20 protein-coding genes and 1 pseudogene are annotated in these 24475 nt (G+C 66.6%); 9 read left to right on the top strand and 12 right to left on the bottom strand.

The window, feature by feature from the left end:
• Nucleotides 1–57 precede the first annotated feature (57 nt).
• Complete coding sequence (locus JHW41_RS06055) at nt 58–639, top strand: Dps family protein (protein WP_250449348.1); 582 nt, start codon at nt 58–60, stop codon at nt 637–639.
• A gap of 119 nt (nt 640–758) precedes the next feature.
• On the opposite strand, the pseudogene JHW41_RS26470 reads toward JHW41_RS06055, so the two are convergent.
• Nucleotides 759–875: pseudogene (locus tag JHW41_RS26470) on the bottom strand (DUF6053 domain-containing protein); the annotation flags it as partial.
• Between the two features lie 41 nt (nt 876–916).
• Here JHW41_RS26470 and recQ point away from each other — a divergent pair.
• Nucleotides 917–2749: a DNA helicase RecQ gene (gene recQ, locus JHW41_RS06050; RefSeq protein WP_250449347.1), complete on the top strand. Its 1833-nt coding sequence runs from the start codon at nt 917–919 to the stop codon at nt 2747–2749.
• A gap of 874 nt (nt 2750–3623) precedes the next feature.
• On the opposite strand, the gene JHW41_RS06045 is transcribed toward recQ, so the two are convergent.
• The 5 genes from JHW41_RS06045 to JHW41_RS06025 all read right to left on the bottom strand — a co-directional run bounded on the left by JHW41_RS06045 (nt 3624) and on the right by JHW41_RS06025 (nt 10156).
• The gene (locus tag JHW41_RS06045) at nt 3624–4451 is read right to left on the bottom strand and encodes a hypothetical protein (protein ID WP_250449346.1); all 828 of its coding nucleotides are present in this window, start codon (nt 4449–4451) and stop codon (nt 3624–3626) included.
• Nucleotides 4452–4763: 312 nt separating this feature from the next.
• Complete coding sequence (locus JHW41_RS06040; RefSeq protein WP_250449345.1) at nt 4764–6425, bottom strand: ShlB/FhaC/HecB family hemolysin secretion/activation protein; 1662 nt, start codon at nt 6423–6425, stop codon at nt 4764–4766.
• A 305-nt stretch (nt 6426–6730) separates the two neighbouring features.
• Nucleotides 6731–8233, bottom strand: coding sequence for a collagen-like triple helix repeat-containing protein (locus JHW41_RS06035; RefSeq protein ID WP_078999951.1), 1503 nt, complete (start codon nt 8231–8233; stop codon nt 6731–6733).
• A gap of 559 nt (nt 8234–8792) precedes the next feature.
• Entirely contained in the window at nt 8793–9683 is an 891-nt protein-coding gene (locus tag JHW41_RS06030; RefSeq protein ID WP_250449344.1) for a PhzF family phenazine biosynthesis protein, read from the bottom strand.
• Nucleotides 9680–10156, bottom strand: a complete 477-nt coding sequence (locus JHW41_RS06025) for a hypothetical protein (protein ID WP_250449343.1) — start codon at nt 10154–10156, stop codon at nt 9680–9682. The genes JHW41_RS06030 and JHW41_RS06025 overlap by 4 nt, the downstream gene beginning before the upstream one ends.
• Between JHW41_RS06025 and JHW41_RS06020 the strand changes: the two genes are divergently transcribed.
• The gene (locus JHW41_RS06020; protein WP_250449342.1) at nt 10155–10340 is read left to right on the top strand and encodes a hypothetical protein; all 186 of its coding nucleotides are present in this window, start codon (nt 10155–10157) and stop codon (nt 10338–10340) included. The genes JHW41_RS06025 and JHW41_RS06020 overlap by 2 nt on opposite strands.
• A 140-nt stretch (nt 10341–10480) precedes the next feature.
• Here the strand turns inward: JHW41_RS06020 and JHW41_RS06015 are convergent, their stop codons facing one another.
• A complete protein-coding gene (locus JHW41_RS06015; protein WP_250449341.1) occupies nt 10481–10996 on the bottom strand; it encodes a hypothetical protein in 516 nt (171 codons plus the stop codon).
• Between the two features lie 429 nt (nt 10997–11425).
• On the opposite strand from JHW41_RS06015, the gene JHW41_RS06010 reads away from it, so the two are divergent.
• Nucleotides 11426–11845 (top strand): H-NS family nucleoid-associated regulatory protein, encoded by a 420-nt coding sequence (locus JHW41_RS06010; RefSeq protein ID WP_057948700.1) that lies wholly within the window; start codon nt 11426–11428, stop codon nt 11843–11845.
• A gap of 266 nt (nt 11846–12111) precedes the next feature.
• Here JHW41_RS06010 and JHW41_RS06005 read toward each other — a convergent pair whose 3' ends face one another.
• On the bottom strand, nt 12112–12501 hold the full coding sequence (locus JHW41_RS06005) for a hypothetical protein (protein ID WP_250451432.1): 390 nt from the start codon (nt 12499–12501) through the stop codon (nt 12112–12114).
• Between JHW41_RS06005 and JHW41_RS06000 the strand changes: the two genes are divergently transcribed.
• The gene (locus JHW41_RS06000; RefSeq protein WP_250450798.1) at nt 12418–18237 is read left to right on the top strand and encodes a non-ribosomal peptide synthetase; all 5820 of its coding nucleotides are present in this window, start codon (nt 12418–12420) and stop codon (nt 18235–18237) included. The genes JHW41_RS06005 and JHW41_RS06000 overlap by 84 nt on opposite strands.
• 208 nt (nt 18238–18445) lie before the next feature.
• Nucleotides 18446–18910 (top strand): hypothetical protein, encoded by a 465-nt coding sequence (locus JHW41_RS05995; protein ID WP_250449340.1) that lies wholly within the window; start codon nt 18446–18448, stop codon nt 18908–18910.
• Between the two features lie 85 nt (nt 18911–18995).
• On the opposite strand, the gene JHW41_RS05990 is transcribed toward JHW41_RS05995, so the two are convergent.
• Together JHW41_RS05990 and JHW41_RS05985 are read right to left on the bottom strand one after the other, a co-directional pair.
• Nucleotides 18996–19601 (bottom strand): DUF4166 domain-containing protein, encoded by a 606-nt coding sequence (locus JHW41_RS05990; protein ID WP_250449339.1) that lies wholly within the window; start codon nt 19599–19601, stop codon nt 18996–18998.
• Nucleotides 19602–19805: 204 nt separating this feature from the next.
• Nucleotides 19806–20129, bottom strand: coding sequence for a DUF3658 domain-containing protein (locus JHW41_RS05985; RefSeq protein ID WP_250449338.1), 324 nt, complete (start codon nt 20127–20129; stop codon nt 19806–19808).
• A gap of 418 nt (nt 20130–20547) precedes the next feature.
• Between JHW41_RS05985 and JHW41_RS05980 the strand changes: the two genes are divergently transcribed.
• Nucleotides 20548–21048, top strand: coding sequence for a hypothetical protein (locus JHW41_RS05980; protein WP_250449337.1), 501 nt, complete (start codon nt 20548–20550; stop codon nt 21046–21048).
• A 355-nt stretch (nt 21049–21403) separates the two neighbouring features.
• Nucleotides 21404–21805: a nuclear transport factor 2 family protein gene (locus JHW41_RS05975; RefSeq protein ID WP_078995436.1), complete on the top strand. Its 402-nt coding sequence runs from the start codon at nt 21404–21406 to the stop codon at nt 21803–21805.
• Nucleotides 21806–22664: 859 nt separating this feature from the next.
• Here the strand turns inward: JHW41_RS05975 and JHW41_RS05970 are convergent.
• Complete coding sequence (locus tag JHW41_RS05970) at nt 22665–23018, bottom strand: GFA family protein (RefSeq protein WP_250449336.1); 354 nt, start codon at nt 23016–23018, stop codon at nt 22665–22667.
• A 132-nt stretch (nt 23019–23150) separates the two neighbouring features.
• On the opposite strand from JHW41_RS05970, the gene JHW41_RS05965 reads away from it, so the two are divergent.
• Nucleotides 23151–23570, top strand: coding sequence for an H-NS family nucleoid-associated regulatory protein (locus JHW41_RS05965; RefSeq protein WP_250449335.1), 420 nt, complete (start codon nt 23151–23153; stop codon nt 23568–23570).
• A 252-nt stretch (nt 23571–23822) separates the two neighbouring features.
• Here JHW41_RS05965 and JHW41_RS05960 read toward each other — a convergent pair whose 3' ends face one another.
• Complete coding sequence (locus tag JHW41_RS05960) at nt 23823–24404, bottom strand: hypothetical protein (RefSeq protein ID WP_250449334.1); 582 nt, start codon at nt 24402–24404, stop codon at nt 23823–23825.
• Between the last annotated feature and the right edge of the window lie 71 nt (nt 24405–24475).

Raw genomic sequence — 24475 nt, 5'->3', positions numbered from 1 at the left:
CCCATCCAGGAACGGTCCGGATCGCCGGAACCACCTCCCCCAATGAAGGAGTCGCACATGGCCAAGTCCAACAAGTCCGACAAGACCAAGCCCGGCAAGGGCAAGAGCGGCGCCGAGGCGCCGGTGAACCCGGCGGCCTCGCCGGGCCCGAGCGACCGCGGCCCCTCGATCGATATCGGGATCTCGCCGGCCGATCGCAAGAAGATCGCCGAGGGCCTGTCGCGCTTCCTGGCCGACAGCTACACCCTGTACCTGAAGACCCACAACTTCCACTGGAACGTGACCGGGCCGATGTTCAACAGCCTGCACGTCATGTTCGAAACCCAGTACAACGAGCAGTGGACCGCGCTGGACGAGATCGCCGAGCGCATCCGCGCCCTGGGCTTCAACGCCCCGGGCTCCTACGCCGAGTTCGTGCGCCTGTCCTCGATCCCCGAGGAACCGGGCCTGACCGACGCCGCCGACTGGCGCGAAATGGTACGCCAGCTGGTGGTCGGCAACGAAGCGGTGTGCCGCACCGCGCGCAAGGTACTCGACCAGGCCGACGACGTCGACGACGCGCCGACCGAGGACCTGCTGACCCAGCGCCTGCAGACCCACGAAAAGTACGCCTGGATGCTGCGCTCGCTGCTGCAGTGACCGGCCCGGGAACCGGCGCGGCGCAGGCCGGCTCCCCCGAAGCCCCTCTCCCGCCCGGCGGGGAGGGGCTTTTTCGTGGGAGAGGCTTTTGTGGGAGGGCCTTCAGGCCCGATGCCTTCCGCTCCGATCGCCGCGACCTGAAAAAAGAGCGTCGGGCCTGAAGGCCCTCCCACAACCGCCGCCGGCAGCCCCCCGACCCACCGCCGCGACGGCGTCCGACCCCGCGCCCCGCGCATTCTCCGACCGCCGCGCGCGGCCGCGCCGCTAAACTAGGCCCATGTCGTCCCCCGCACTCGAAATCCTCCACCGCGTCTTCGGCCATACCGCGTTCCGCGGCGAACAGGCGCAGATCGTCCAGCACGTGATCGACGGCGGCGACGCCCTGGTGCTGATGCCGACCGGCGGCGGCAAGTCGCTGTGCTACCAGATTCCCTCGCTGGTGCGCGAAGGCTGCGGCCTGGTGGTCTCGCCGCTGATCGCGCTGATGCAGGACCAGGTCGAGGCCCTGCGCCAGCTCGGCGTGCGCGCGGCCTACCTCAACTCGACCTTGTCGGCCGACGACGCCGCGCGGATCGAGCGCGAGCTGCTGGCCGGCGAGCTCGACCTGCTGTACGTCGCGCCCGAGCGCCTGCTCACCGCGCGCTGCCTGAACCTGATCGACCGCGCCAAGATCGCCCTGTTCGCCATCGACGAGGCCCACTGCGTCTCGCAATGGGGCCACGACTTCCGCCCCGAATACCGCGAACTGACGATCCTGCACGAGCGCTGGCCCGACATCCCGCGCATCGCCCTGACCGCCACCGCCGACGCGCCGACCCAGCGCGAGATCGCCGAACGGCTCAACCTGGAAGACGCGCAGCGCTTCGTCAGCTCGTTCGACCGCCCCAACCTGCGCTACCGCGTGGTCCACAAGGACAACGGCAACCGCCAGCTGCTCGACTTCCTCGCCTCCCATCGCGGCGACAGCGGCATCGTCTACGCGTTCTCGCGCCGGCGCGTGGAGACGGTGGCCGAGCAACTGGTCGCCGCCGGCATCCACGCCCTGGCCTACCACGCCGGCATGCCGGCCGAATCGCGCGCCGCCAACCAGCGCCGCTTCCTGCAGGAAGACGGCGTGGTCATGGTCGCGACCATCGCCTTCGGCATGGGCATCGACAAGCCCGATGTGCGCTTCGTCGCCCACGTCGACCTGCCCAAGTCGATCGAAGGCTACTACCAGGAAACCGGCCGCGCCGGCCGCGACGGCGAACCCGCCGACGCCTGGCTGTGCTACGGCCTCGGCGACGTGGTGAGCCTGCGCCAGCTGATCCAGCAAGGCGAAGCCGGCGAAGAACGCAAGCGGGTGGAGCTGCGCAAGCTCGACTCGCTGCTGGGCTATTGCGAATCCACCGAGTGCCGGCGCAAGGGCCTGCTCGGCTGGTTCGGCGAACCGCATCCCGGCGAATGCGGCAACTGCGACAACTGCCTGGAACCGCCGCAGAGCTGGGACGGCACCACCGCCGCGCGCAAGGCGCTGTCGTGCGTGTACCGCACCGGCCAGCGCTTCGGCGCCGGCCATGTCATCGACGTCCTGCGCGGCCAGACCACCGAGAAAGTCTCGCGCTTCGGCCACGAGGACATCAGCACCTTCGGCATCGGCGCCGACCTCGACGCGCGCCAGTGGAGCAGCGTGTTCCGCCAACTCGTCGCCGGCGGCCTGCTGGAAGCCGACATCGAACGCCACGGCGCCCTGCGCCTGACCGCCGACGCCGGCCCGGTGCTGCGCGGCGAACGCAGCCTGCGCTTCCGCAGCGAGACCGCCAAGCCCGCGCGCGGCGCCGGCGCCAGGAAATCCCGAGGCAGCGGCGGCGGCGCGGCGGCGGCCGCGGCGATGGCCGACCTCGAGCCCGGGGCGCTGTCGCGCTTCAACGCCCTGCGCGAATGGCGCTCGACCACCGCGCGCGAACAGAACGTGCCGGCCTACGTGATCTTCCACGACAGCACCCTGCGCGCGATCGCCGAACAAGCGCCCGACGACCTGGACGACCTGTCGCGCATTCCCGGCATCGGCGCGAGCAAGCTCGACCGTTATGGCGAGGCGGTGCTGCAGCATTTGCTCGATCACGAGTGACGGCGCCGGGCCTGGCGGCCCATCGCCGGCAGGATTGCGCCTTGCGGTAAACGGCCTGAAGCGCAGCGGCGCAGGTACGGCTGCGGCATAGGCGAGCCTTCCGTGCAGAAGCGGCGACGATGGATCTTGCGTCGTCGTTGCATTACCGCGGTCGCGGCTTGCGCCGCTCCTACAGGAGCTGCGGCCGGTTTCGTTTCCGACTGCAGGAGCGGCGCAAAAGCCGCGGCCGTGAAAAATGTCCGTGCCGAACCTCAGCCCACCCACCGTCATTCCGGCGAAAGCCGGAATCCATTTCGCTTTTGCTGTTGCTGTTGCTGTTGCTGTTGCTGTTCGCTTGGACGTAACCCCAAGCAAAGCACACGCCCCGCAGCCCCGAAGGGCGTGCGCATGGATGCGCACGCGCGCCATGGGGCAGGATGCCCCTTATGGCGCGGCCCCGCGCTGCTGCGAGCCATAGTGGCTCTTGATCCGAAAAAACGAGGCCTTTTCTTTGGTTACTTTCTTTGTGGCTTCAGACAAAGAAAGTGACCCGGCCGCTTGCGGACGAAAGCTCTTGATCGTGGCTTGTCGTCACTCGTAGCGACAGCAAAGGCAAGCGCAACAGCAAAGATGCCTTCGGTACCGGTGAAGCGCTCGACGACGACGGCGTTCCGCTGCGCCGATGCGGGCAGCTGCAGCTTGATGAGCCGCGCCTGCTCGGACAGCCGCGCGGCGTTCAGGCCTTCGAGGCTCCATGGCGTGGCGCCATTCGACGTGCCTCATGAACCTCCCTGGCGTCAGTGCCGGCAGGGCGGGCCACTACTTATGTCGAACCCAGCCAACTTCACAACTAGGCTTGTTGGCCTTGGGCAACAGGCTTCCCAGGTCGCGAATCTCATGATCCAACCGATGCCATTGAAAGCTTGCCATCCTCAATGGCTTGCTTGTAGTCGTGTGTATTTCTGAGTTGCTCGGATGACACATTCAGAATGGGGACCTTCGGTGGCAACGTGAAGGTTCCTTCGCGCAACTCCTTCCGCTTCGCCGAAATCAGCTTCATACGCTTTCGCGACTCCACGAGCGAGACCTGATATTTGTTTAGATTGACTCTCTCTGGCGAGGAAAAACCGAGCAGGCGAAAAACCTCCGTGGAACGGGCAGAAAGTGTTCGCATGCCCTTGTTCGCCCACAGGGCGAGGCCACCGCAAAGCAACACAAGAGCCGCAACGATAAAGAGTTGGAACTCCCAAAAGCTCCAACTTCCCGCCCCCTGAAACCAACTCAGAAGCGTCAAGGGCACATACGCGAAGCCGAAGCACCATAGGGCAATTTTCCAGTTTGCGAGCATCTCTGCAGCGCCTCCCCACGGATGCTCAACCCAGACCAGCCCCTGCTTTTCATCCAAGATGCCGCGCGCCACGATCGCATCGCCATTCCGCTCTGCCGCGATCCGCACGCAGTTACCCTCTTTCAACAACCGAGCTCCCGCGAACTGGCCACAAACCACTTGCCCGTCAATGAGGCATGCAAAATTCTGCACGGCCTCCCCGTCGCACATCGCCAGCATGGCCGCATTCGCGGCTTGCCCGAACAGATCCCCAGCCCCTGCGGACGCCCCAGCAAGAGCGCTTTTCCCTCGATAGTGGCCGTCGATTTTCTGCAATAGGTTCTCGCGACCTTCTCCAAGATGAAGTTCACGGAGAACCCCTTCGACAAGGATCATCCTCGACTCGATGTCATCGCTTTTCCGGTCTCTCTTGGTCACAGTTGGCCTCCAGCACCAATAGCCTGTACGGCCTTCTCAGGTTCGGTCAACTCCTGTACTGCGCCCTCTTGGAAGCACTCACCCGCAACTGGGCGGCCTAGCCGGTTCTGCGATGTTTTTTCATCAACATGGATTTCGACTTTCGTCGGAACGACGGCTTGAACGGTTCGTGGCTTCAGGAATCGTCGGCGGAGCCGAGTCGCTTCGGTTGGTCCAGGAGCTTCGATCCCACCGCCCCACCTCTCACCAAAAACCGCCCCAGCCCCAAACTCAAGGCAACTGATACGCAAAGTTCAAATTCCATCGCGGCTTGCGATCGTCCGTCTCCAACGGCAAATCCGCCGTCGGCTTCGCATAAGCGAAATCCACGTTGTAATGCTTGCCGTCCGACAGCCGCACCCCCGCCGCCGCCGTCCCCAATCGATTCGGCGACGGCCGGCGCCCGTCGCTCAGCGACACTTGCGCATGCTGCACGCTCAAATACGGCGACACCGTCTTGAGCCAGCGCAGCTGCGGCTGGAAGTTGCGGCTCAGCTCCAGGCCCACGCCCCAGCCGCGGTCGCCGGAGGTCTCGCCCGGGTCGTAGGCCAGCGCGAAACGGCTGCCGCCGAAGCTGATCTGCTCCGAGGACGGCAGGCGCTCGCGGCTGTACTGCGCGGTCGCGCGCAGCACCGCGAGGTAGCGCTGGTTCTTCCACGCGCGGCTCTGCGCATAGCCCAGGCTGTACTTGGTGAAGGCCACGTCGCTGGCCGACGGCAGGATCGCGCCGCCGATGTTGGTCAGGGTCTCGGCCTTGGCGCCCCAGGCGTCGAGCCCGCGCGCGATCTGCACGCCGACCTGGCGCGCGCGGTCCTTGCCGGCGCGCGCGTAGTCGAGCCCGGCCTGCAGCACCCGGGTCTTGGATCGCTGCTCCAGGCTCGCGCCGTTGAGGGTGTTGAGATAGCGGTCGGACTGGTCGGCCGCGTACGCGCCCAAAGACAGGAACAGCGAGCGCTCGGCTTCCAGCTTCAGCGGATAGCGCGCGCTGAGCGCATAACGGTCCTGCTCGACGCGATGGTCGAGGAAGGCCGGCAGCGGCGTCTGCGTCGCCGGCACGCCGCGGTAGCGCGAACCTTCGGCGCGGCCGATCCAGCCGTCGCTGCCGAACAGTTGCGAGTAGCCGGCGCTGTAGAAGCGCTCGTTGCCGCGCCCGTCGGGATACAGCGCCGCCAGGCTCCATTGCTCGGCCAGCGCGGTCAACGCGTTGAGATTGAGCGTGGCCAGGCCCTGGGTGCCGGGGTGGTTGAACTCCAGCGCCCAGGTCGCGTCGTAGCGCTTGGCCTGGACGTTGATCTCCAGCGAAGTCGCGCCGTCGGTGGTGGTCGGCGCCGGCACGTTGAGGCCGATCTTGGCCCCGGGCAGGAAACCCAGGATCTGCGAATAACGTTCGAACGTCGCCTGGCGCAGCGGCCGGTCGTCGACGATGCGCTGGGCGATCGCGCGGATCTTGCGCTCCAGTCCGCCGACCTTGCCGTTGACGCGGACCTGGGCGACATAGCCCTCCACCGCGACCACCTTGACCGCGCCGTCGGCGAAGTCCTGCGAGGGCACGTAGCAGAACGACAGCGCGTAGCCGCGCTGGCGATAGAGTCTGGTGCAGGCCTCGGCGGCGGTCAGCAGCTGGGCGACGGTGATCCGCTGGCCGGCCAAGGGCTTGAACAGCGCGATCACATCGTCGAACGGCACCGACTTGACCCCGGACACCTCGAACCGCGACGGCACCAGTTGCAGCGCCAGGAACGCGGCCATCGCCGGATTCTGCTGCGGCGCCACCGTGGTCTCGACCTTGGGCGGCGTTTTCGGCAGCGGCGCCTGCGGCAAGGTCTGCAGCGGATTGCCGGTGGCCGGCAATCGCGGAACGGTCTGGGCGTGAGCCGGCAGGTTCGCGGACAAACACGCGGCCCATGCCAGCGCGAGCGGATAGCGCTTCCCCCAAAGCCCTGTGCCCATGCGCGGCCCCTCAAGTGTTCTTGCGTGCGATCGGGTGTTGCGCAAGCGGCGCCGCGGGGCGCCGCGACGCCGATGCGCGCGCGCCGTGGAGCCGGCGCGCATCGGCCTGTCCCATCCGGATGTTCGATCTGTATCTGCGATCTACGCTGCGAATCCGGGGCTTGGCGCCGCAGCGGGAACGGCGCATGGCCGTTCCCGCGCGGTCGATCGCACCATCGCCGCAGCGCAAGCCGCGCGGCGGCGCCGGCTTACGGCTTGGCGCCCTTCTTGCCGCCGAGCAAGCCGGTGCCGAGCAGGCCGCCCTTGCCGCCGTCGCCGCCGGCAGCGCCCACGCTGCCGACCACGCCGCCGAGCAGGCCGCCGTTCGCGTTGTTGAGCCCGGTCGCCCCGGCCACGCCGTTGACGACCGTGCTCAGCCCCTGAGTCACCGGCTGCAGCGGCCCGTTGACCGCCGCAGTCGCGCCTGTACCGACCTGATTCACGCCGCTGCCGATGCCGGCCACCGCGCCGCCGACCAGACCGGTCACCGGCGCCAACGGCGTGCCGCCACCGGCGCTGGCCAGTCCGGTGCCGACGCCGCCGACCGTGGTGCCGACGCCGGCCACCGCGGTGGTCGCGCCGGCCGCGGTCACCCCGACCGGGTTGGCGATCGAACCGGCATTGCCCAGCCCGGCGGTGATGCCCGCGCCGACCGTGCCGATGTTGCCGCTCAGACCGGTCACCGCGCCGCCGACCACGTTGGTCACGCCCGCCGCGCCGCCCGGGAGCGGCGCGCCGCCGATCGCCGCGCCGAGCCCGGCGCCGGCCGCGGCCACGCCGCCGACCACGCCGCCGACGCCGCGCGAGGCGTTCGCGACCAGATTGCCGCCGCCGCTGGTGCCGCCGGCGGTGCCGCCGTTGACCTGCAACAGGCCCGCCACCGGCGTGACGATCTGGCTGACCGCGCCGGTGAGCTGCTGCCCGGCCTGGCCTTCGAGCACGCCGCCGAGCTTGCCGCCGAGGTCCTTGACCCCGCCGCCGACGCCCGACACCAGGCCGCCGGCCGCGCTGGTCAACGGCTGGATCGGCGAGCCCTGGAAGGCGCCGACGGTGGCCACGGTCGCGCCGAGGTCGCCGACCGTGGTGCCGACGTTGACCACCAGGTTGTCGACGCCGCCGACGGTGGTGCCGACCGGATTGGGAATGTTGCCGATCTGGCCGAGGCCGCTGCTGGTCGCGGTGCCGAGGCCGCTGACGGTCTTGCCGAGGTCGTCGACGACCTTGGCCAGACCTTGCGTGGTCGGATTGTTGCCGCCGAGCAGGGCCTGGTTCGGGATCTGCGCGCCGAGCGAACTCACGCCGCTGCCGATGCCGGTGACCAGATTGCCGGTGGTGGTGATGATCGAGCCCAGCGGATTGCCCGCCGAGGCGCCGCCCGGGCCACCGGGGCCGCCAGGACCACCCGGATTGCCGGGGCCGCCGGGATTGCCCGGACCACCCGGACCGCCGGGGCCGCCCGGATTACCGGGACCGCCCGGATCGCCCGGGCCGCCGGGATTGCCCGGACCACCGGGACCACCAGGACCGCCCGGTTCGCCCGGACCACCGGGACCGCCCGGCTCGCCAGGGCCGCCGGGGCCGCCCGGATTGGGATTGAAGCTGGATTTGACCCCGCCCGAACCGGAGCACCCGGTCGTCGCCACCGTGACCGTCAAGATGCACGCAGCGAGCAGGCTGTAGGAAAGGGCCTTGCGAATGCCACAGGTGTCCATCACGTCCTCCGAATGCAGCCTTGCGCTGCTCGTGCCTGAGGTTGGACCGCTAGGCCTGCGTCCGCGGGGGCGACACCGGCTGAGCGCCGATAACACACTTTCGAGGTGCGGATCTCGTGTGTATCGCGGACAGGCTGCGCCTGTTTATCGTTAAGGGCGCGTGACGAAAACGCCCGCAGCGATGAGGCCTCGGAAGATTTCCGATAGCCGGCATTTCTGGTGAGAAACAGTGATTTTGGTTCATTGCGGCGGGCAGAAACGCGTCCTCCGGCAAGCAGCGGACAGGCCCGTCTCAAAATGTTTTGCGCCGGAGCGGCTATCGACCAGGCGACGCCCGAAATCGCAACCTGAAATTGTGACGAAGTCGATTAATCCGGCCCCGCCGTCCAGCCTCGCGCGCTACCCCGGGCGATGCCCTCGACCGACGGGCTTGCACGAGGCAATGGCCCGGCTTGGGCTCAAATCCCGTGCCGATTTATCCAAATTTGGACATATCCAGGCGTTTTTACGTAAACAGCGACGCGCGCATCATGCAAGTCCAAATTGGCAGTTCGCGCGCTCACCACTCCACGCTGCCGCGAATCACCGCCTGCACCCGTCCGCCGACCCAGACCGCGGCGTCCTCGTCGACGCGCAGTTCCACCCGTCCGTCGCGCCCGACCTCGCGGCCCTGGCTGGCGCAATAGCCCTCGCCGGCCCGCAACCGCCCGGCCTCGAGCAGGGCGCTGGCGATGGCGGCGTTGGCGCTGCCGGTCACCGGGTCTTCGGCGAAACCGTCGCCGGGGCAGAACGCGCGCACGGTGCGCGCGCAACCGGGCACATCGCCGGCGGCGAACACGGCCAGTCCCAGCGCATCGCCGCCGAGTTCGGCGATCGCGGCGAGCACCGCGGGATCGGGCCGCCATTCGCGCAGCGCGCGCGCGTCGCCGGCTTCGGCCAGCCACCAGCGCACGCCGTTGTCCCACAGCGCCGGCGCCAGCGCGCCGGTCGCGCGATCGGCCAACGCCAGGCCGCGCAAAGCCGCGTCCAGGCGCGCGGCATCGTCTTCGCCGGCGCGCTCGATCCGCCGCGCGCGCGGCGTGCGCACCGACACCCGCGGCCCGGTCGCGTCGTGCACGATCCGCACCGGCAATTGCCCGGCCGCGCATTCCTGCACCAAGGCATCGCGGTGCGGCGCGACCCGGCCCGCGTCGAGCACGGCCCAGGCCGCGCCGACGCTGGGATGGCCGGCGAAGTCGAGTTCGCGGGTCGGGGTGAAGATGCGCGCGCGATAATCCGCGCCGGGTCCCGGCGGCAGCAGGAACACCGTTTCCGGCAAATGCATCCACGCGGCGAAGGACTGCATCGCCGCATCGTCCAGCCCCTGCGCGTCGAACACCACCGCCAGCGGATTGCCGGCGCCGATGCGGTGGGCGAACACGTCCAGTTGCAGATAACGGCGCAAGCTCATGCCCGGATCGTAACCGCTGCGCGCGCGCCGACGATGTGGCTTTCGGCCTGTTGACGCGGCGCGCCGCAGCCGCCGCGCCGGGCCTGCCCGATACCGGCCCCTCGCCCTCGGTCGAAGGCGGCATCGGCAAGCCGGTGCCGGGCCACGACACCTTCATCAAGGACGCACGCCTGGGCGGCGTCGCCATCGCCGACGCGCGCGCGACCGCGCTCGCCTACGACCAGCCCGACGGGATCGGCATCATCGGTCCGAACAGCTTTCCCGGGCATTTCGTCGAGATGGACGGGCCTGGCAGCCGCCTCGTGCTGACGCCGCGCTCGGACGACAACGCTCCGGCCGGGACGGCGCTGCCGTCCCAGGCGGACAGGTTGCCCTCGGTCGTGCTCGATGCGCCAGCCGATTTTCTCGGCGCGGCTGCAAGGCTCGCTGTGCGTCGGGCCGCTGCGGCTGGAGCGCCCCGGGGTCCGTTTCATGGAAGCGGGCACCGCCGATATCGGTTTGGGAATCCTGCGGCGCTTGCGCGTGGTCTACGACGACACCGGCAAACGCGCATGGATACTGCCGAATCCCGCATCGCCGTCCGACGCGCCAGGCGCGGCCTGTCCCGATTCCAGCGGCGGCGGCCGCGAACCCGGATCGGACGCGGCGCGAGAATAATCCGCGAACCGCGCTGGCGTTCCGGCCGGCAACGCGCGACCTGCGAAGTCGCGCGGACAGATCGCGCCGGGATCGAGCCATCGACAGTTACAACAAAAAGGCCCCGTTTCCGGGGCCTTGGAAGCGCGCGCGCAGGACGATCAGTGCGGCACGACGATCTCCGCGCTGCTGGTCGTATCGTAGGTAAGGAAACCGAAGCGCGCGTGATGCGTGCATACGACCTTGACCGTGCGGAACTCGCCCTGCACCGAATTCGAGGCGAACTTCACATCGACCAGCGCCCCGTTGTTCTCTTCGTCGTAATCGCTGGTGTAGCCGGGGCCGTAGGGATCGTAGGCGTTGCAGCGAACGTTGATGTAGTGGGCATCGACGCGATCGTTGCTGGCGTCGGCCAGGCGCGAGTACGCGCGGATCTTGAGCCGCTTGCCTCCGGGCACGGCGCCTTCCGTGGTGTATCCCTCGTTCTGGATGACGCCTTGCAGTACATAACCCGGAGTACCGCCGCCGCCACCGCCGCCGCCCGGGTCGCCGCCGCAGCTCTGCGCGCTGTCTTGCGGATTCAGTTCGGGCAGGCAGATTTCCTGCGCCTGCGCCGGCGATACCGTCGCCATGCCGAGGATGAGCGCCAAAGCCACGGTCGCGATCTGATGTTTCATTGAGAATCCCCCTGATTCGTTATGGCGGAGTCCGTTATGGTGAAACCTCGATAATGCCCGCAGCCGCCTCTGCGCGCGTCGCGAGCGTAACGCCCCCGCCGCGGCCGCGAATATCCCCTGCGCCAGCCGCGCTGTGTTTATCTGTAGCGGCCTGACGGGGTATTCAACTCGCCCCGTTCCAATACGCTCGTTCGTTTCGCGAGAACGGATTCTCCGGCGCGGCCGGCCGCCGGTTCACAGGTTCGCCCCCGGCCGGCTTTCGATTGCGACGCCTCGTTCGCCGGCATCCGGCGCGATTTAAACCCGCCCCAAAGACCCACCCATTCTTGCCGCCGACGAGCGGCGACCGCCGCTCCGGCGCGAACGCGCCCCGCGGGCCGGCGGCGGCGTCGCTTGACAGCCCGATAGGCATGGCCGGACCCTTGGCGGATGAATATCGATATCGAAAAGCTCGGCCTGCGCGAACTGACCGCCCTGCTGAGCGCCGCGGAGCAGCGCAAGCAACTGCTGGCCAAGCGCCGCTCGCCCGCGCTAGTGCGCCGCAAGGCCGCCGCGCTGGCCGCCCAACACGGTTATACGATCGAAGAACTCTTTGGCGACCAGCCCGTCGCCGAGATCGCCGCCAAGAAGCGCAGCCCGCGGCGCAAGCCGAGCAAGGTGGCGGCCAAATATCGCGATCCCGACAACAAGCGCAATACCTGGTCGGGCCGGGGCCGGATGCCGCGCTGGCTGGCGCAGAAAACCAAGCATGGACGCAGCGCCACCGATTTCCTGATTCCCGGCCTCGCAAAGCCGACCGCGCGCAAGACCAATTCGATAGGCCGACGCACGCTCGTCAAGCAGGGCTGAGCTGCGCCGAGCGAGGCGCGCGGGTTAAACCGCCGGCGACCGCCTGCAAAACCCGAGGGCGGTTTCAAAGATCGAGTGCATCGCGCTCAGCCCGATGCCGCTGCGCTTCGTCCATTTACTCGCAGGCGTCGCCTGCAAGCGGGTCGGTGCGTCCGCGAGAAAACGCCGCTTTTCTTTCAGCGAACGCCGGCGAGCGCGCTTGCCGCCGACCGATAGCGCCGACGCAGACGAAAGTGAGGCATCGCACGGGCGAAAGGCGAAGTTTTTCACAGTTCCCGCGCAAGGCGGGGGCCGGCGATATTCAGCGCCATGATTTCCCATGTAATAAGTCGGAAGTGTCTTCGATCTAGAGTCCGATCGAGCAGACGACTTCGTCGTGACGCCGAAGCGATCGAAGGCTTCAATCTAATGACAATGGAGCTGTCATGGTAAGCCTCACGCCCCGCGCGCCGGATGGCGCGCAATGCAATGTCGCTCGCAGCGAGAACATGGACGACGCACTCGCGCAGGCGACAACGCAAAGCTCCGTGCGGAGTTCGCTTGGAGCGGATCGCGAACATCGTCGTGCTTGCATCGATGCGACGACGGCAGCCACCGGCGAACAGCGCCTTCTTCCGATCCAGTGGCGTTTTCTGCAGCGCGACCGCACCGAACACAGCCGCTACGTGCAATACGCCGACGTGCCGCTGGCCGACGGCATCGGCCGCGCGCAATTGCAGGCGGCGTTGCTGGCTCTCGTCGCCCGCCACGACGCGCTGCGGCTGAAGTTCCGCGAAAGCGCCGGCGGCTGGATGGCGCAGTACCGCGCCGAGGCCTTGTCGGCCGAGGCCTGGGACGACGCCATCGTCGAGATCGACGGCGACGCCGCGCAGGCGCCGGCGACCGCGCGCGAGCACATCCACGCCCAGGTCGACGCGGCGATGGCCGAGCTCGACATCAAGCAAGGCCGGCTGCTGCGCTGGCTGTGGTTGCGCGACGCCAACGGCTCGCGGCTGCTGTGGGTCATGCATCACTTGGTGGTGGACGTGGTGTCGTGGCGGGTGTTGGCCGAAGACCTCGCCACTGCGCTCGACCAGCTCGGCCGCGGCGAAGCGGTACGGCTGGCGCGCAAGGGCGCGACCGGGTATCAGGACTGGGCCGCGCGCCTGCACGATTACGCTTACAGCGGCGAGCTCGACGCCGAGAAGCGCTATTGGCTGGCGCAGCTGAGCGCGCCCGCTGGCGCGTTGGCCTTCGACGGCGACGACGAAGCGCCGGCGCAGTCGAGCAGCCGCCAGCACGAGCTGCGCCTGCCGTCGGCATTGACCCGGCGCCTGCTCGACCAGGCCACGTCGCGCCACGGCCTGCGCATCCACGAGCTGCTGACCGCCGCGCTCGGCCGCGCGCTGGGCCAGTGGCAATCGGTGGATGCGATCCGCATCGATCTGGAAAGCCACGGCCGCCCGGATCTGAGCGACGTGCCGGGCTTCGACGGCGTCGACCTGAGCCAGACCGTGGGCTGGTTCACCGCGTTGTATCCGCTGCGCCTGGAGCGCTTGCGCGACGACCTGCGCGGCCAGCTGCGCGCCGCCGGCGCGGCGCTGGCGGCGGTGCCGCACGCCGGCATCGGCTTCGGGGTGTTGAACGAACTGGCCCGCGACGAGGATCTGGAGCAGGCGCGCGAGGGCCGCGAGTCGCAGGTGCTGTTCAACTACCTCGGCGCGTTCGATCCGGATCGCGGCGGCAGCCGCATCGGCGCGCGTCGCCGCCGCAGCCACGCGCTCGGCGTCGAAGGCGGCGTCGAACACGGCGCGCTGACCTTGCGCATCGACTACAGCGAACGCCAGTTCCAGGCTGCGAGCGTCGCCGCGCTGGCCGCGCAGCTGGAGCGCGCGCTGGCCGAAATCGCCGACGACGAAGGCGGCCCAGGCGCCGGCGTGGACGTCGGCGCGGAGGACGACGGCACGTCCGAATCGGCGTGGTCGCTGGCCGACTGCACCCCGGCCGAGTTGCAGGATCTGCGCCGCCACTACCCGGCGTTGCAGGACCTGTACCCGTGCACCGGCATGCAGCAGGGCCTGTTGCTGATGAGCGACGGCGCCAACCCCGACGGCGTGTACCTGACCCAGCTGCGGCTGACGTTGGACGGCGCCGATCCGCAGCGCCTGCGCGCGGCCTGGGTCGAGTTGGTGCGGCGCCACCCGGTGCTGCGCACCGCCTTCCTCGACCGCGGCGGCGAGCGCCTGCTGCAGGCGGTGATGCGCGAGGTCGCGCTGCCGTGGCGCGAGATCGACCTGAGCGCACTGGCCGAAGACCAGCGCAATGCCGAACTCGAACGCGCGCTCGACGACGAACGCCGGCGCGCGTTCGCGCTCGGCGAGGCGCCGCCGATGCGGGTGCTGCTGGCGCGGCTGGACGCGCGCCGCCATTGCCTGGCCTGGACCCACCACCATGCGCTGATCGACGGCTGGTCGATGGGGTTGTTGGCGCAGGAGCTGTTCCAGGTCTACGCCGGCCACAACGAAGACGCAGCGCCGCCGCCGTACCGCGACTACATCGCGTGGCTGGAATCGCGCGACCATCAGGCCGCCGCCGATTACTGGCAACGCTACCTCGACGGCCTGCCGCTGGCCGCCAGCGCCGCGCTGAGCGCGCGCCTGGACGACGACGCCGATACCGACGCCACCGGCCCAAGCGAGCAGCGCGCGCACGTGCTGGAGCTGCCGGTCGCGCTGACCGCGCAGCTCGACCGCGCGCTCAAGCACGAAGGCGTCAGCCTGGGCACCGCGATCCTGGCCGCGTGGGGCCTGCTGCAAAGCAAGTACAGCGCCGAAGAGGAGGTGCTGTTCGGCTACACCACCAGCGGCCGTCCGCCCGAGCTCGACGGGATCGAGCGCATGGTCGGCTTGTTCATCAACTCGCTGCCGCTGCGCCTGCGCATCGATCCGGCGCAGACGCTGTCTGCGTGGCTGCGCCAGGTGCAGTCGATGCAGCTCGACCACGGCGACCACGGCTTCCTGCCGCTGGCGGCGATCCAGCGCGCCTGCGGCGCGCGCGCCGGCCAGGCGCTGTTCAACGCGCTGGTGGTGGTGGAGAACTTCCCGCTCGACCGCAGCCTGCCGAGCATGGACGGCGAGCAACTGCGCGTGCTCGACGCACGCGGGGTGGAGCGCAGCGATTTCCCGCTGAACCTGATCGTCTACCCGGGTTCGCGCCTGACCCTCAAGCTGGCCTACCAGAGCCGCCAGTTCGGCGACGCGGCCGCGCGCGCGATGCTCGACCGCCTCGGCCACCTGCTGGCCGGTTTCGCCCACGGCTTCGACCAGCGCGTGGGCCAGCTGTCGCCGCTGAGCGCGGACGAGCGCGAGCGCGCGGTGCGCGAGTGGAACCGCAGCGAGGTCGATTACCCGCTGCACGCATGCGCGCACGAGCTGTTCCAGCAGCAGGCCGAGGCGCTCGGCGACGGCGATGCGATCGTCTGCGGCGGCGAGCGCTGGAGCTGGAACCGGCTGTCGGCGCGGGTCGCCGAGGTCGCGGCGTGGCTGCGCCGCGGCGGCGTGCGCCCGGGCGACCGGGTCGCGCTGGCGTTGCCGAAGGAACCGGAACTGATCGCGGCGATCTTGGCGATCATGCGCGCCGGCGCGGCCTACGTGCCGGTGGCGCTGGATTGTCCGCCCGAGCGCCTGGCGTTCATCGCCGGCGACGCGGGCATCGGCCGCTTGCTGACCGTGCGCGCGCACGCGGCGCTGGCCGACGGCAGCGGCTTGAGCGCGTTGTGCCTGGACGAGATCGATGCGGCGGCGACGGACAGCAGCGCCGACGTCGAAGCGCTTCAAGACGCCGAACCGCAAAGCAGCGAGTCCACCGCCTATCTGATCTACACCTCCGGCACCACCGGCACGCCGAAGGGCGTCGCGCTGAGCCACCGCAACCTGGTCAACTTCAGCCTGTGGCTCGGCGGCGCCGGGTTGTACGGCCGCGGCCAGGGCTTCACCCAGTTCGCCCCGCACACCTTCGACGCGTCCATCGGCGAGATCTTCGGCGCGCTGCTGGCCGGCGCGACCCTGCACCTGCTGTCGGACGCACTGATCCAGGAACCGCGCGCGCTGGCCGCGTACCTGGGCGAACACGCCATCGCCTTCGCCGCGTTCCCGCCGCCGTACCTGCAGCAGATCGATCCCGCGCAGGTGCCGGCGAACCTGAGCATCCTCACCGCCGGTTCGGCGCCGACCGTCGAGCTGGCGCGCGCGTGGAGCGCGCGCTGCCGCTACGTCAACGCCTACGGCCCGACCGAGACCACGGTGCTGTCCTCGGCCTGGATGCCCGCCGCCGACGACGCCGAACTGGCGGCCGGGCGGCTGTCGATCGGCCGGCCGATATCGAACACCACGATGTACGTCGTCGATGCCGCCGGTCAGCTGTGCGCGCCGGGTTTGCTCGGCGAAATCTGGATCGGCGGCGCCGGCGTGGCCCAGGGCTACGTCAACCGGCCCGAGCTGACCGCGCAGCAGTTCCTGGACGATCCCTGGCGCGCGGGCGAGCGGGTCTACCGAACCGGCGACCACGGCCGCTGGCTGGACGACGGCCGGATCGAATTCATCGGCCGCCGCGACCGCCAGATCAAGCTGCGCGGCTTCCGCATCGAACTGGGCGAGATCGAGAACCGCCTGCGCGAACACGCCGGCGTGCGCGACGCCGCGGTGCTGGCGCACGGCGACGGCGCCGAGCGCCGCCTGCTGGCCTGGGTGGTGCGCCACGAGGATGCGCGCGCGCAGCCGCAGGCCGAGTTCCTGGCCGAACTGCGCGAAGGACTGCGTCGCGCGCTGCCCGAGTACATGCTGCCGCAGGCGACGATGGAGCTGGCGCAGCTGCCGCTGACCGGCAACGGCAAGCTCGATGCCAAGGCGCTGCCGAGACCCGAACTGGCCGCCGGCGCAGCCGGCACGGTCCACATCGCGCCGCGCGATGCGTTCGAACGCGCGCTCGCCGAAGTCTGGGCGGCGGTGCTCAAGCTACCGTCCGCCTCCATCAGCGCCGACGCGAACTTCTTCGACCTCGGCGGACAGTCGCTGCTGGCGATGCAACTGGCGCGACGGATCTCCGCCGAGCTCGGCTGCCAGATGCGCACCGGCGATGTATTCGCAGCGCCAACGCTGGCCAGGCAGGCCGAACGCATCCGTTACGGCGACGACGGCCGCGAGCGCGTTGTGTCGTTGCAACCCGATGGGTCGCTGGGCGACGATTTTCCCGCCGCGCCCGAGTGGCTAACCGCACAGCCGACGGACGCGACGGATGCCGCGATCCTGTTGACCGGAGCGACCGGATTCATCGGCCGCTTCCTGCTTCGCCAGTTGCTCGACAGCACGTCCTCGACGGTGTTCTGCCTGGTTCGCGGCGCAGACGAGCCCGAGGCTACGCTGCGCTTGCGTGCGATCATGCAGCGTTGGCGATTGTGGAAGCCCGAAGACGAGGCCCGCATCGTCGTCTGCGCGGGCGACCTGGCCAGCCCATCGCTCGGCTTATCCGCGCGGGACAGGGCGAGGATAACTGCCGAGGTCGGCATGGTGTTCCACAACGGAACAAGCATGAACCACCTCGAACACTACGCGAGCGCCAAACCCGCGAACGTCGACGGCGTACGCGAGTTGTTGCGTTTGGCGATGCGGGGCCGGCCGAAGACATTCCATCATGTGTCCACGCTCGGCGTCTTCAGCCGCGCGACGCCTCGGCCCGAGAACGCGCGAATAGACGAACACACATCGATCGAAAGCGAGCGGCATCCACACGCGGAAGGTTACGCGGCCAGCAAATGGGTCGCGGAGCGATTGGTAACGCTGGCCGGCGAACGTGGCCTGCCCTGCACCATTTTTCGTTTGGGCCTGGTCGCCGGCGACCGCGAGCAAGGGCGCTACGACGAAAGGCAGGGACTGCATCGCTTGATGCACAGCGCCTCGATAATGAAGGCCGGCTATATCGATGACGGAGCCGGCGTCGCGCTGCTGCCGGTCGACTACGTCGCCCAGGCAATCGTCGCACTCGCCCGGGCTCATCGGCACGCAGGCGGCATCTTTCATCTTGCCTCTACCCGGCCGGTGCCGATCGAACGATTGTTCCAGGCGTATGCGACGGCGTTCGGCGAACCGATCGAACTGCTTGCCCACGCGCAATGGCTGCGCCGCATCGCCGAGTTCCATGCCGCAGGCGTCTGTTTGCCGATCCTGCCCTTGGTTCAGGAGGCTATCGACGAAGCGGCCCGATCGACGAACACCGCTGCCGCGCCACCGCGGGATTCCGGCGTGCAGTTCGATTTTGCCGTCACCGAAGCCGCGCTTGCGGAGCTGGATCTCGCCGCGCCGACGCTCGACGACGCCACGCTGGCGATGTACTGGCGCGGCCTGCGCCGGTGGGCCTAGCCGAACATCGGGCGGATGGCCGTGCCGATTCGCCAAAGCCCGGAGCCGTGGCGGCGCCTACAACTTCGTGGGCAACTTAAAGCCCCGTCTCCCCGGCAAGAACCCAAGCGGCGCGTGGACGCTGCGCGCTGACTCAGGGCTGCGGCGGATAGCGGCCCCGCCTTCAACGCGATAGTCTGATCTCCCCGCAGCGCCGAGGCCGATCCCGATGCTGGAATGCACGCCGCACTCGGTTTTCTCCTGGAACTATTCGGTATCCGGCCTCCAACTCGGCACCGCCGAGCTGACATTCGAGGCGCTCTCCGATCGAGGCGCCATCGCAATCGACGGGGTCAGGTTCGACATTCGAAAGCAGGGCTGGCTCGATGCGAGTTGGACCCTGGAGCGAGACGGCAACACCGTCGCCATCGCGAAGAGGCGCGGCATGCTGGGTCGCTCGTTCGACCTGACCCACCCCAGGGCCGTCTTGCTCCTCAAGCCGCAGACCTTGCTGGTCCGGGACTATCACCTGCTGCTCGGCGACACCGTGGTCGGCACCATCGAACCGGAGCACCCGCTCACCCGCAAGGCCCGGGTGCAATGCGACGCCACCGTGGCCGAGATCGTCCAGCTGTTCTCGTTCTGGCTCGTTGCGATGATTTGGCGGAGCACCAGCGACGCATCGCCCACATGACGGACCTGCTCGCTGGCGCCACGGGTAAACGCCCAGTCGGCGGACGCGGCGCGATATTGCGCAGGACCGTCGCCGGCGCGCCGGCTCAGTCGCCGACCGAAAAATCGCCGCCGTAACGGAACAACTCGCCGAACAGCGGATGGGTCAGCGTCATGCGCATGCTGAAGCGCCCGGCATCTACCGGCCGCTCCTCGATATAGGCGCGGCCGAGCAGGAGCCCCAACGGCAAAGGCACGTCGACGCCGAACATCCGCCAGATATAGCCCTTGTCGCGGAACACGAGCGCACCGTCCTCGGCGGTCACCTTCAGCCGCATCCCAACGCCGAAACGGATGAACTCGATCACGTCGTTGCCGCCGACATGCTCCATGTAAGAGCGGAAATGGAACGGCGGGCGCCCGGCGAAATGGAACACGCGATCCCAATGAATCGTCCCGTCGTCGGGCCTGACGTTGTAGTGGACCTCGATCGGCACGTCCGTCCCGCGATAAGGCACCAACGCGCCGAAGACCCGCGCGGGCGGGATCAGGCACTTGGCGATCGCGCTGTGCCAGACCTCGCGCATCACTCCCTTGACGCAGATGGAGTCGTCGCTGAAAGCGCGCAGGAAATAGTGGCGCCTGATGACCCCGCCGAGACGATGCCAATCCTCGCCGAGCACCTCCTGAAAAATAGGCTCGCGCGCGGCCAACTCCGGGGGAGGAGACCCGGCCGTCGGATTCCGAGCCGCTGTTTTACTGGAACGGACCAATCGCTATCCCTCGCGTGAACAATGCGGCATCGCTGGTTCGCACCGTAGCCGAAACGGTCCGCCTCGTCAGCCCGCGCATCGCTTGCCCATCGCGCGCAAGCTCGCCATCGGCGGCGAAACGGTATCGGCCCGCGGCTCCAGCCGTTACACGGAACCGGCGGGCTTCATCGTCAGCCGAACTTCGCTGTACCGCATCCGCGACAGATCGCCTTGGAACTCCAGCAGCCCACGCGCCACCAACCCGGAAACGCGCGCGGCGTAGAAGCCATCGGGGATGCCAGGAACCCGGTCCGGGATGCAGCCCATCGCGCGGCCGACGACGCTGGCCACCTTGCGCCACTGACCATCGCAGGCGTTCATCAACACCGCATCGATCGCCTGAAGCTGTTCCGGCCGAAGCGCCGCGATCCGCTTGAGCGCGGCCTCGTCGGGCGCCGCATCGGCGGGCTCGTATTGCGAATCCGACATCGCAATTTCCCCGCAGCCGCCGGCACCGCCGAGGGAGCGATGCTGTATTCCATCACCACATGGACCGTTCCGGCCCTTGGCCGGAACGCTTCGACCTCTTTCGCGGCACCGCCGCGGGCGCCCGCGGGCCTGCAACGCTGGGCGGACTTCACGATGAGCCCATAACGCGCACACAATCGGTAAAGATACTCGCTTCAGACAAAAAAACCGTCGGTCCCATACATTACGCGCTCTTCGTGCAGATGCGTCGCTGGCGGCATTCTGCCCCTTCCTGCCGCGTCCGCGTTCAGTCGTCGGCGTCAGTATGTTCCTGCTTGCCGCACTGATCTTGAAGGATCTCCACATGACCGTATTGCTGTTTCCATTGAAGCACTTTGCGTCTGTCGACTGATCAAGATCACCCTTGAGCCCACAGCCAATGTCGGATACTAAGCCCGACACCACGCCTTTACGCGCCACCGGTACTTCAAGACGGTGGTATCTATGCCTCGCCGCGGCGGCGCTGCTGCTTGTGTTCGGTCGCCCGGCCGGGCACTACGCCGGCTTTTGCTTTGCGAGGTGGGAATTCATCAAAGAAGATGAGCGAAATCGTGCGGTTTACAGCTTCCTGCGCGAACGAAACATACAGCGCCTGACCGGTGTCGACGGAGCCGTCATACGCATTGAAGACAACGGCTTCCATTATTCCGACTACGCATCGTTCAAGCGCGCCAATCCAGATTGCTGCAGTTATTCCGAGCGCGGGCCCGAAAATATCGCGATGAAAACCTATGCTCAGCTCAGCGGCGGACAGCGCTACTTTGTTCGCGTGCAGTATTCGCCGGCGCACCCGGATCAGACCCGAATCCTCGGCGAGGAGCCGTACGTGTATCACCTGAGCATTTCCAATTGCGCCGAGGTCGGTTGGATCCGGCCGTGATCATGGCGAAACTTGCGTGATTCGACTCCGACAACGCCAATGCGTCCATGAGAGTCGAATAGAGCGCTGCTATGCCCCCATGCAGTAGCACTAATGCGGGGTGCTTTGGATTTCCAACGTGGTGGACGCCTATTTAGAGCGACCCGACGGGGACCAAGGCTCAACGGATCCGCGATTGTTCTGGCATAACGAATCCTCACCGTTAACAGACGCGTGCCTCGACCCGGGCGCGTACCCATGTCGTGATGACTCGGCATCATCCAACCGGTTGTTACATATCGTTTCGCGCGCTGCTCACAAGTGGAAAACGCGTGAGGGTGTGGGCTGTACGCACCGCTTAACGTGGAGACCTGTCATGGGCACTTCGACACAGAACGAAGAGATCGAGCGACTGGAGAAAGCCTTCTGGCAATCCATCTTGGACGGGCAACCGAACATAGCCGCCGAGTTGCTGACCGAACCGGCCCTCACGATCAGTACCCACGGGGTCATCAAATTCGACCGCGCGGCGTATATCAAAATGGCGAGCAGCGACCGAGTGAAGCTGGTCGACTACAGTTTCTCGGACATGGAGGTTCTGTTTCCGACGGATCAGGTAGCGATCATCACTTATCGCGTAGCGCAAACAGTGGAGATCGACGGAGAGACCAACGAGATGGACGTGTACGACAGCTCTACCTGGATTAAGGCCAGTGGCCGATGGCTATGTGTCATGCATACCGAAATCCCAGCCGCCTCTGCTCATGGATCCAGTTGAGCGCGCGCCCTCGTCTCGGGCGCATTCAAGGGCGCAGTGGATCATCACTGGCGACTTGCGAGATTTCGATGCCACGTCGGTCGCCGCATCCGGCCGACGTGTGGTCAGTGCGACTGCTGTAATCGGATACGTTCGTCGGTCGCTACCGCCGCTCCCGCTCAACGGGTAGGTCCCCAAAGGAAGGCGGCTCTTCTAACGTCGGAAGCGGACGACTTCTATGCGCTCAAGCCGAAGCAGTCGGCCTTCCATTCGACCCGCTGACGGTGCTGCTGGAGCATTGCGGCTCCCCGAAGCCACTGCGACCCTGTCGCACCCTGTGTTGGTTGGAGAGGACGGCAACATCACCTGCGGCTTCGTCGTATTTGTAGGAGATAACGAGCTAACCCTTGAGTGCCATACCTGGGGCGTGGTGGACGTTCCGAGTGACTTCCGAGACCACTTTGTTCACGTCAGCACGTCATCCATCAACGCTATCGACTTGCGACAGTCTGTAACGTAAAAAGCCATTCAAGCCGAGGCTACTTCTCGGCTCAATTTAACTCAGGCCCTTGTCACCTAGGGAGTCATGGAGGATTCGACTACATAGGTGTAGTTAGAGCTTTTTGCACCAGACCAACGGGGGGAGCGTACTCATCCCACTTTCACAAAAGCTACAGGCTTCACGTAGAGCTAGCCTCAGCGGCATGACAAAGCGCGATGCGAAGCTCAGTGAGGCGAAGTGCATCATGCAAGAGGCCACGTTCTACCATTGATATTATGCGCCACGGAAAGGCTCCAAGCTGCTCGCTGGACGTCGAGGCGAGTGGCGCTAGTCGATACTGGCGCCCCAGACTCGCGATGCCACTGCCCCTCGCTGAAACTACTTGTTGGCGCCGTCGCGAAGAATGCGCTTGCTCTGCGCCACCAGCTCTGGATCGAAAATTCTCGCGTTGATCCCGCGCGAAGTTCGCCCCTTCTTTCGTGGCACCCAATGGGTGATACAGCCGCAGTCTCTGCAGCGGAGGAAGTCCACATTTCGGCCATTCCACGCATAAGCGTCTGTAAGGCTGGGATCGGGAAGTTCCAACACCTGGTCAGTTTCGACGTAGGCCCAAAGCACGCCGTACCGGCGGCACAGCGAGCAATTGCATTCGGTGATCGTCGGCGGGAATGCGCTCAGGACGATTTCTACCGTGCCGCAATGGCAGGTGCCACGGATCGCCGATTCGGTCACGACATTTCTCGGAAGGGAGGCTCTTATCCTACCGGCGTGTCGTTAAATTGCCGTCGCATGACACCTGGCGCCCACCGGGCTGAAGCCGAGGCTGCTTGACAGGCGCATGGGCGGAGTTGGAATCTGGAAAGCATGAACTTCAATATCGACGAACTTAGCTTACGGGAGCTGACGTCCCTTCTTACTTCTGCGGAGAAGCGAAAGCAACTCCTATCAAAGCGTCGCCCTGCCGCTTCGGTGCGTCGGCAAGCGGTCGCTCTTGCTGCAAAACATGGCTACACGATAGAAGAACTCTTTGGCGAGCAGCCTACAGCCCCTCCGATCCGACGGAAGCGGGGAGCACGCCGCAAGCCAGCCAAGATCGCGCCCAAGTACCGCAACCCAGACAACGAGCGCAACACCTGGTCAGGCCGAGGGAGCATGCCGCGTTGGCTCGCCAAGAAGATCAGATTTGGACAGCATCCCAGTGACTTCCTGGTCCCAGGCTTGGCGAGGCCGACTGCGCGGAAAACAGATTCAATCGGTAAACGAACACTCGTCAAGCGAGGCTGACGCCGCTGTGCGCGGGGCGAGGGGCATGATGCAGGAGCCAATCTTCTGTTTACTGGTGGCTAAGCGCCCTCTAGCGCCCCAGATTGCTTGACGGCGCCAAGGTGGCCGGGTCTGCCTTCTGCAGCTAGCTGGAAATCGCCATGCGTCAATTGCACCGCGCATTCTCGTACCGAAATTCACGACCCCGGCCATGCCTCAGGTTGCGCTCCTATGCTAGCTAGCAGCTGATATCCCCTGGAAAATGCTTGGCACTTAGCTATTTCGACCTGGACGCCACGCCGGACTAGCGCGAAGATCACCGAGAAGATTGTCGAATGCGGCCGTACCTTTCAAGTTGAAGACAACATGCGTGTCGTGGAATTTTCCGGCCACTAGTACAAGAAGCTTTTGTGCGTTCTTGACCATCTCTTCTAGCTCACAAATCGAAATACCCGCCTCGCGGTACACATCTTCAACGCTTTCAATCATGGATTGGTGGCCGACAACCTTATTTCGAACTTGGACCACCTTTAGCCAGGTCTCTTTTGTAACACGCATCAGCGCATCTATTTCCTCCTTTATGCCCGAATCCATATCTTCCGGAAGCATCTTGATAAGCTGACGGAAATTCACGGTATCGGGACGGGTTTCGAACAACTTATACAGAATTGTAACTAAAGAATTAAAGAGACCATTTTCGGCTGCAATGTAGAATCGAGCATACCTTCGATTTAGCATCACAGTTACTTCGGGATCAGCTCGCGCATTACGCATTGCCTTCCACATTTCGAAGTCGATTTCTGCCTGAGTCAGCAAGGTGTGGAGCGACTGCCTGACTTTCTCGTTATCAGTCATCTCATACCCCAGAAATAAGAACTAGCGTCGTCTACCACGCCTTGTCTGCACCAAATTCGCGGCGAGCTTTC

The sequence above is a fragment of the Lysobacter enzymogenes genome (assembly GCF_023617245.1).
GTDB classification, from domain to species: Bacteria; Pseudomonadota; Gammaproteobacteria; order Xanthomonadales; family Xanthomonadaceae; genus Lysobacter; species Lysobacter yananisis.
This window is presented reverse-complemented; position numbering and strand designations above follow the sequence as displayed.

Excerpts from the sequence above, each read along its gene's own strand:
- JHW41_RS06055 (WP_250449348.1), top strand. The coding sequence starts at position 58 with ATGGCCAAGTCCAACAAGTCCGACAAGACCAAGCCCGGCAAGGGCAAG.
- recQ (WP_250449347.1), top strand. The coding sequence starts at position 917 with ATGTCGTCCCCCGCACTCGAAATCCTCCACCGCGTCTTCGGCCATACC.
- JHW41_RS06045 (WP_250449346.1), bottom strand. The coding sequence starts at position 4,451 with ATGATCCTTGTCGAAGGGGTTCTCCGTGAACTTCATCTTGGAGAAGGT.
- JHW41_RS06035 (WP_078999951.1), bottom strand. The coding sequence starts at position 8,233 with ATGGACACCTGTGGCATTCGCAAGGCCCTTTCCTACAGCCTGCTCGCT.
- JHW41_RS06030 (WP_250449344.1), bottom strand. The coding sequence starts at position 9,683 with ATGAGCTTGCGCCGTTATCTGCAACTGGACGTGTTCGCCCACCGCATC.
- JHW41_RS06020 (WP_250449342.1), top strand. The coding sequence starts at position 10,155 with ATGGAAGCGGGCACCGCCGATATCGGTTTGGGAATCCTGCGGCGCTTG.
- JHW41_RS06025 (WP_250449343.1), bottom strand. The coding sequence starts at position 10,156 with ATGAAACGGACCCCGGGGCGCTCCAGCCGCAGCGGCCCGACGCACAGC.
- JHW41_RS06015 (WP_250449341.1), bottom strand. The coding sequence starts at position 10,996 with ATGAAACATCAGATCGCGACCGTGGCTTTGGCGCTCATCCTCGGCATG.
- JHW41_RS06010 (WP_057948700.1), top strand. The coding sequence starts at position 11,426 with ATGAATATCGATATCGAAAAGCTCGGCCTGCGCGAACTGACCGCCCTG.
- JHW41_RS05995 (WP_250449340.1), top strand. The coding sequence starts at position 18,446 with ATGCTGGAATGCACGCCGCACTCGGTTTTCTCCTGGAACTATTCGGTA.
- JHW41_RS05985 (WP_250449338.1), bottom strand. The coding sequence starts at position 20,129 with ATGTCGGATTCGCAATACGAGCCCGCCGATGCGGCGCCCGACGAGGCC.
- JHW41_RS05980 (WP_250449337.1), top strand. The coding sequence starts at position 20,548 with ATGTCGGATACTAAGCCCGACACCACGCCTTTACGCGCCACCGGTACT.
- JHW41_RS05975 (WP_078995436.1), top strand. The coding sequence starts at position 21,404 with ATGGGCACTTCGACACAGAACGAAGAGATCGAGCGACTGGAGAAAGCC.
- JHW41_RS05965 (WP_250449335.1), top strand. The coding sequence starts at position 23,151 with ATGAACTTCAATATCGACGAACTTAGCTTACGGGAGCTGACGTCCCTT.
- JHW41_RS05960 (WP_250449334.1), bottom strand. The coding sequence starts at position 24,404 with ATGACTGATAACGAGAAAGTCAGGCAGTCGCTCCACACCTTGCTGACT.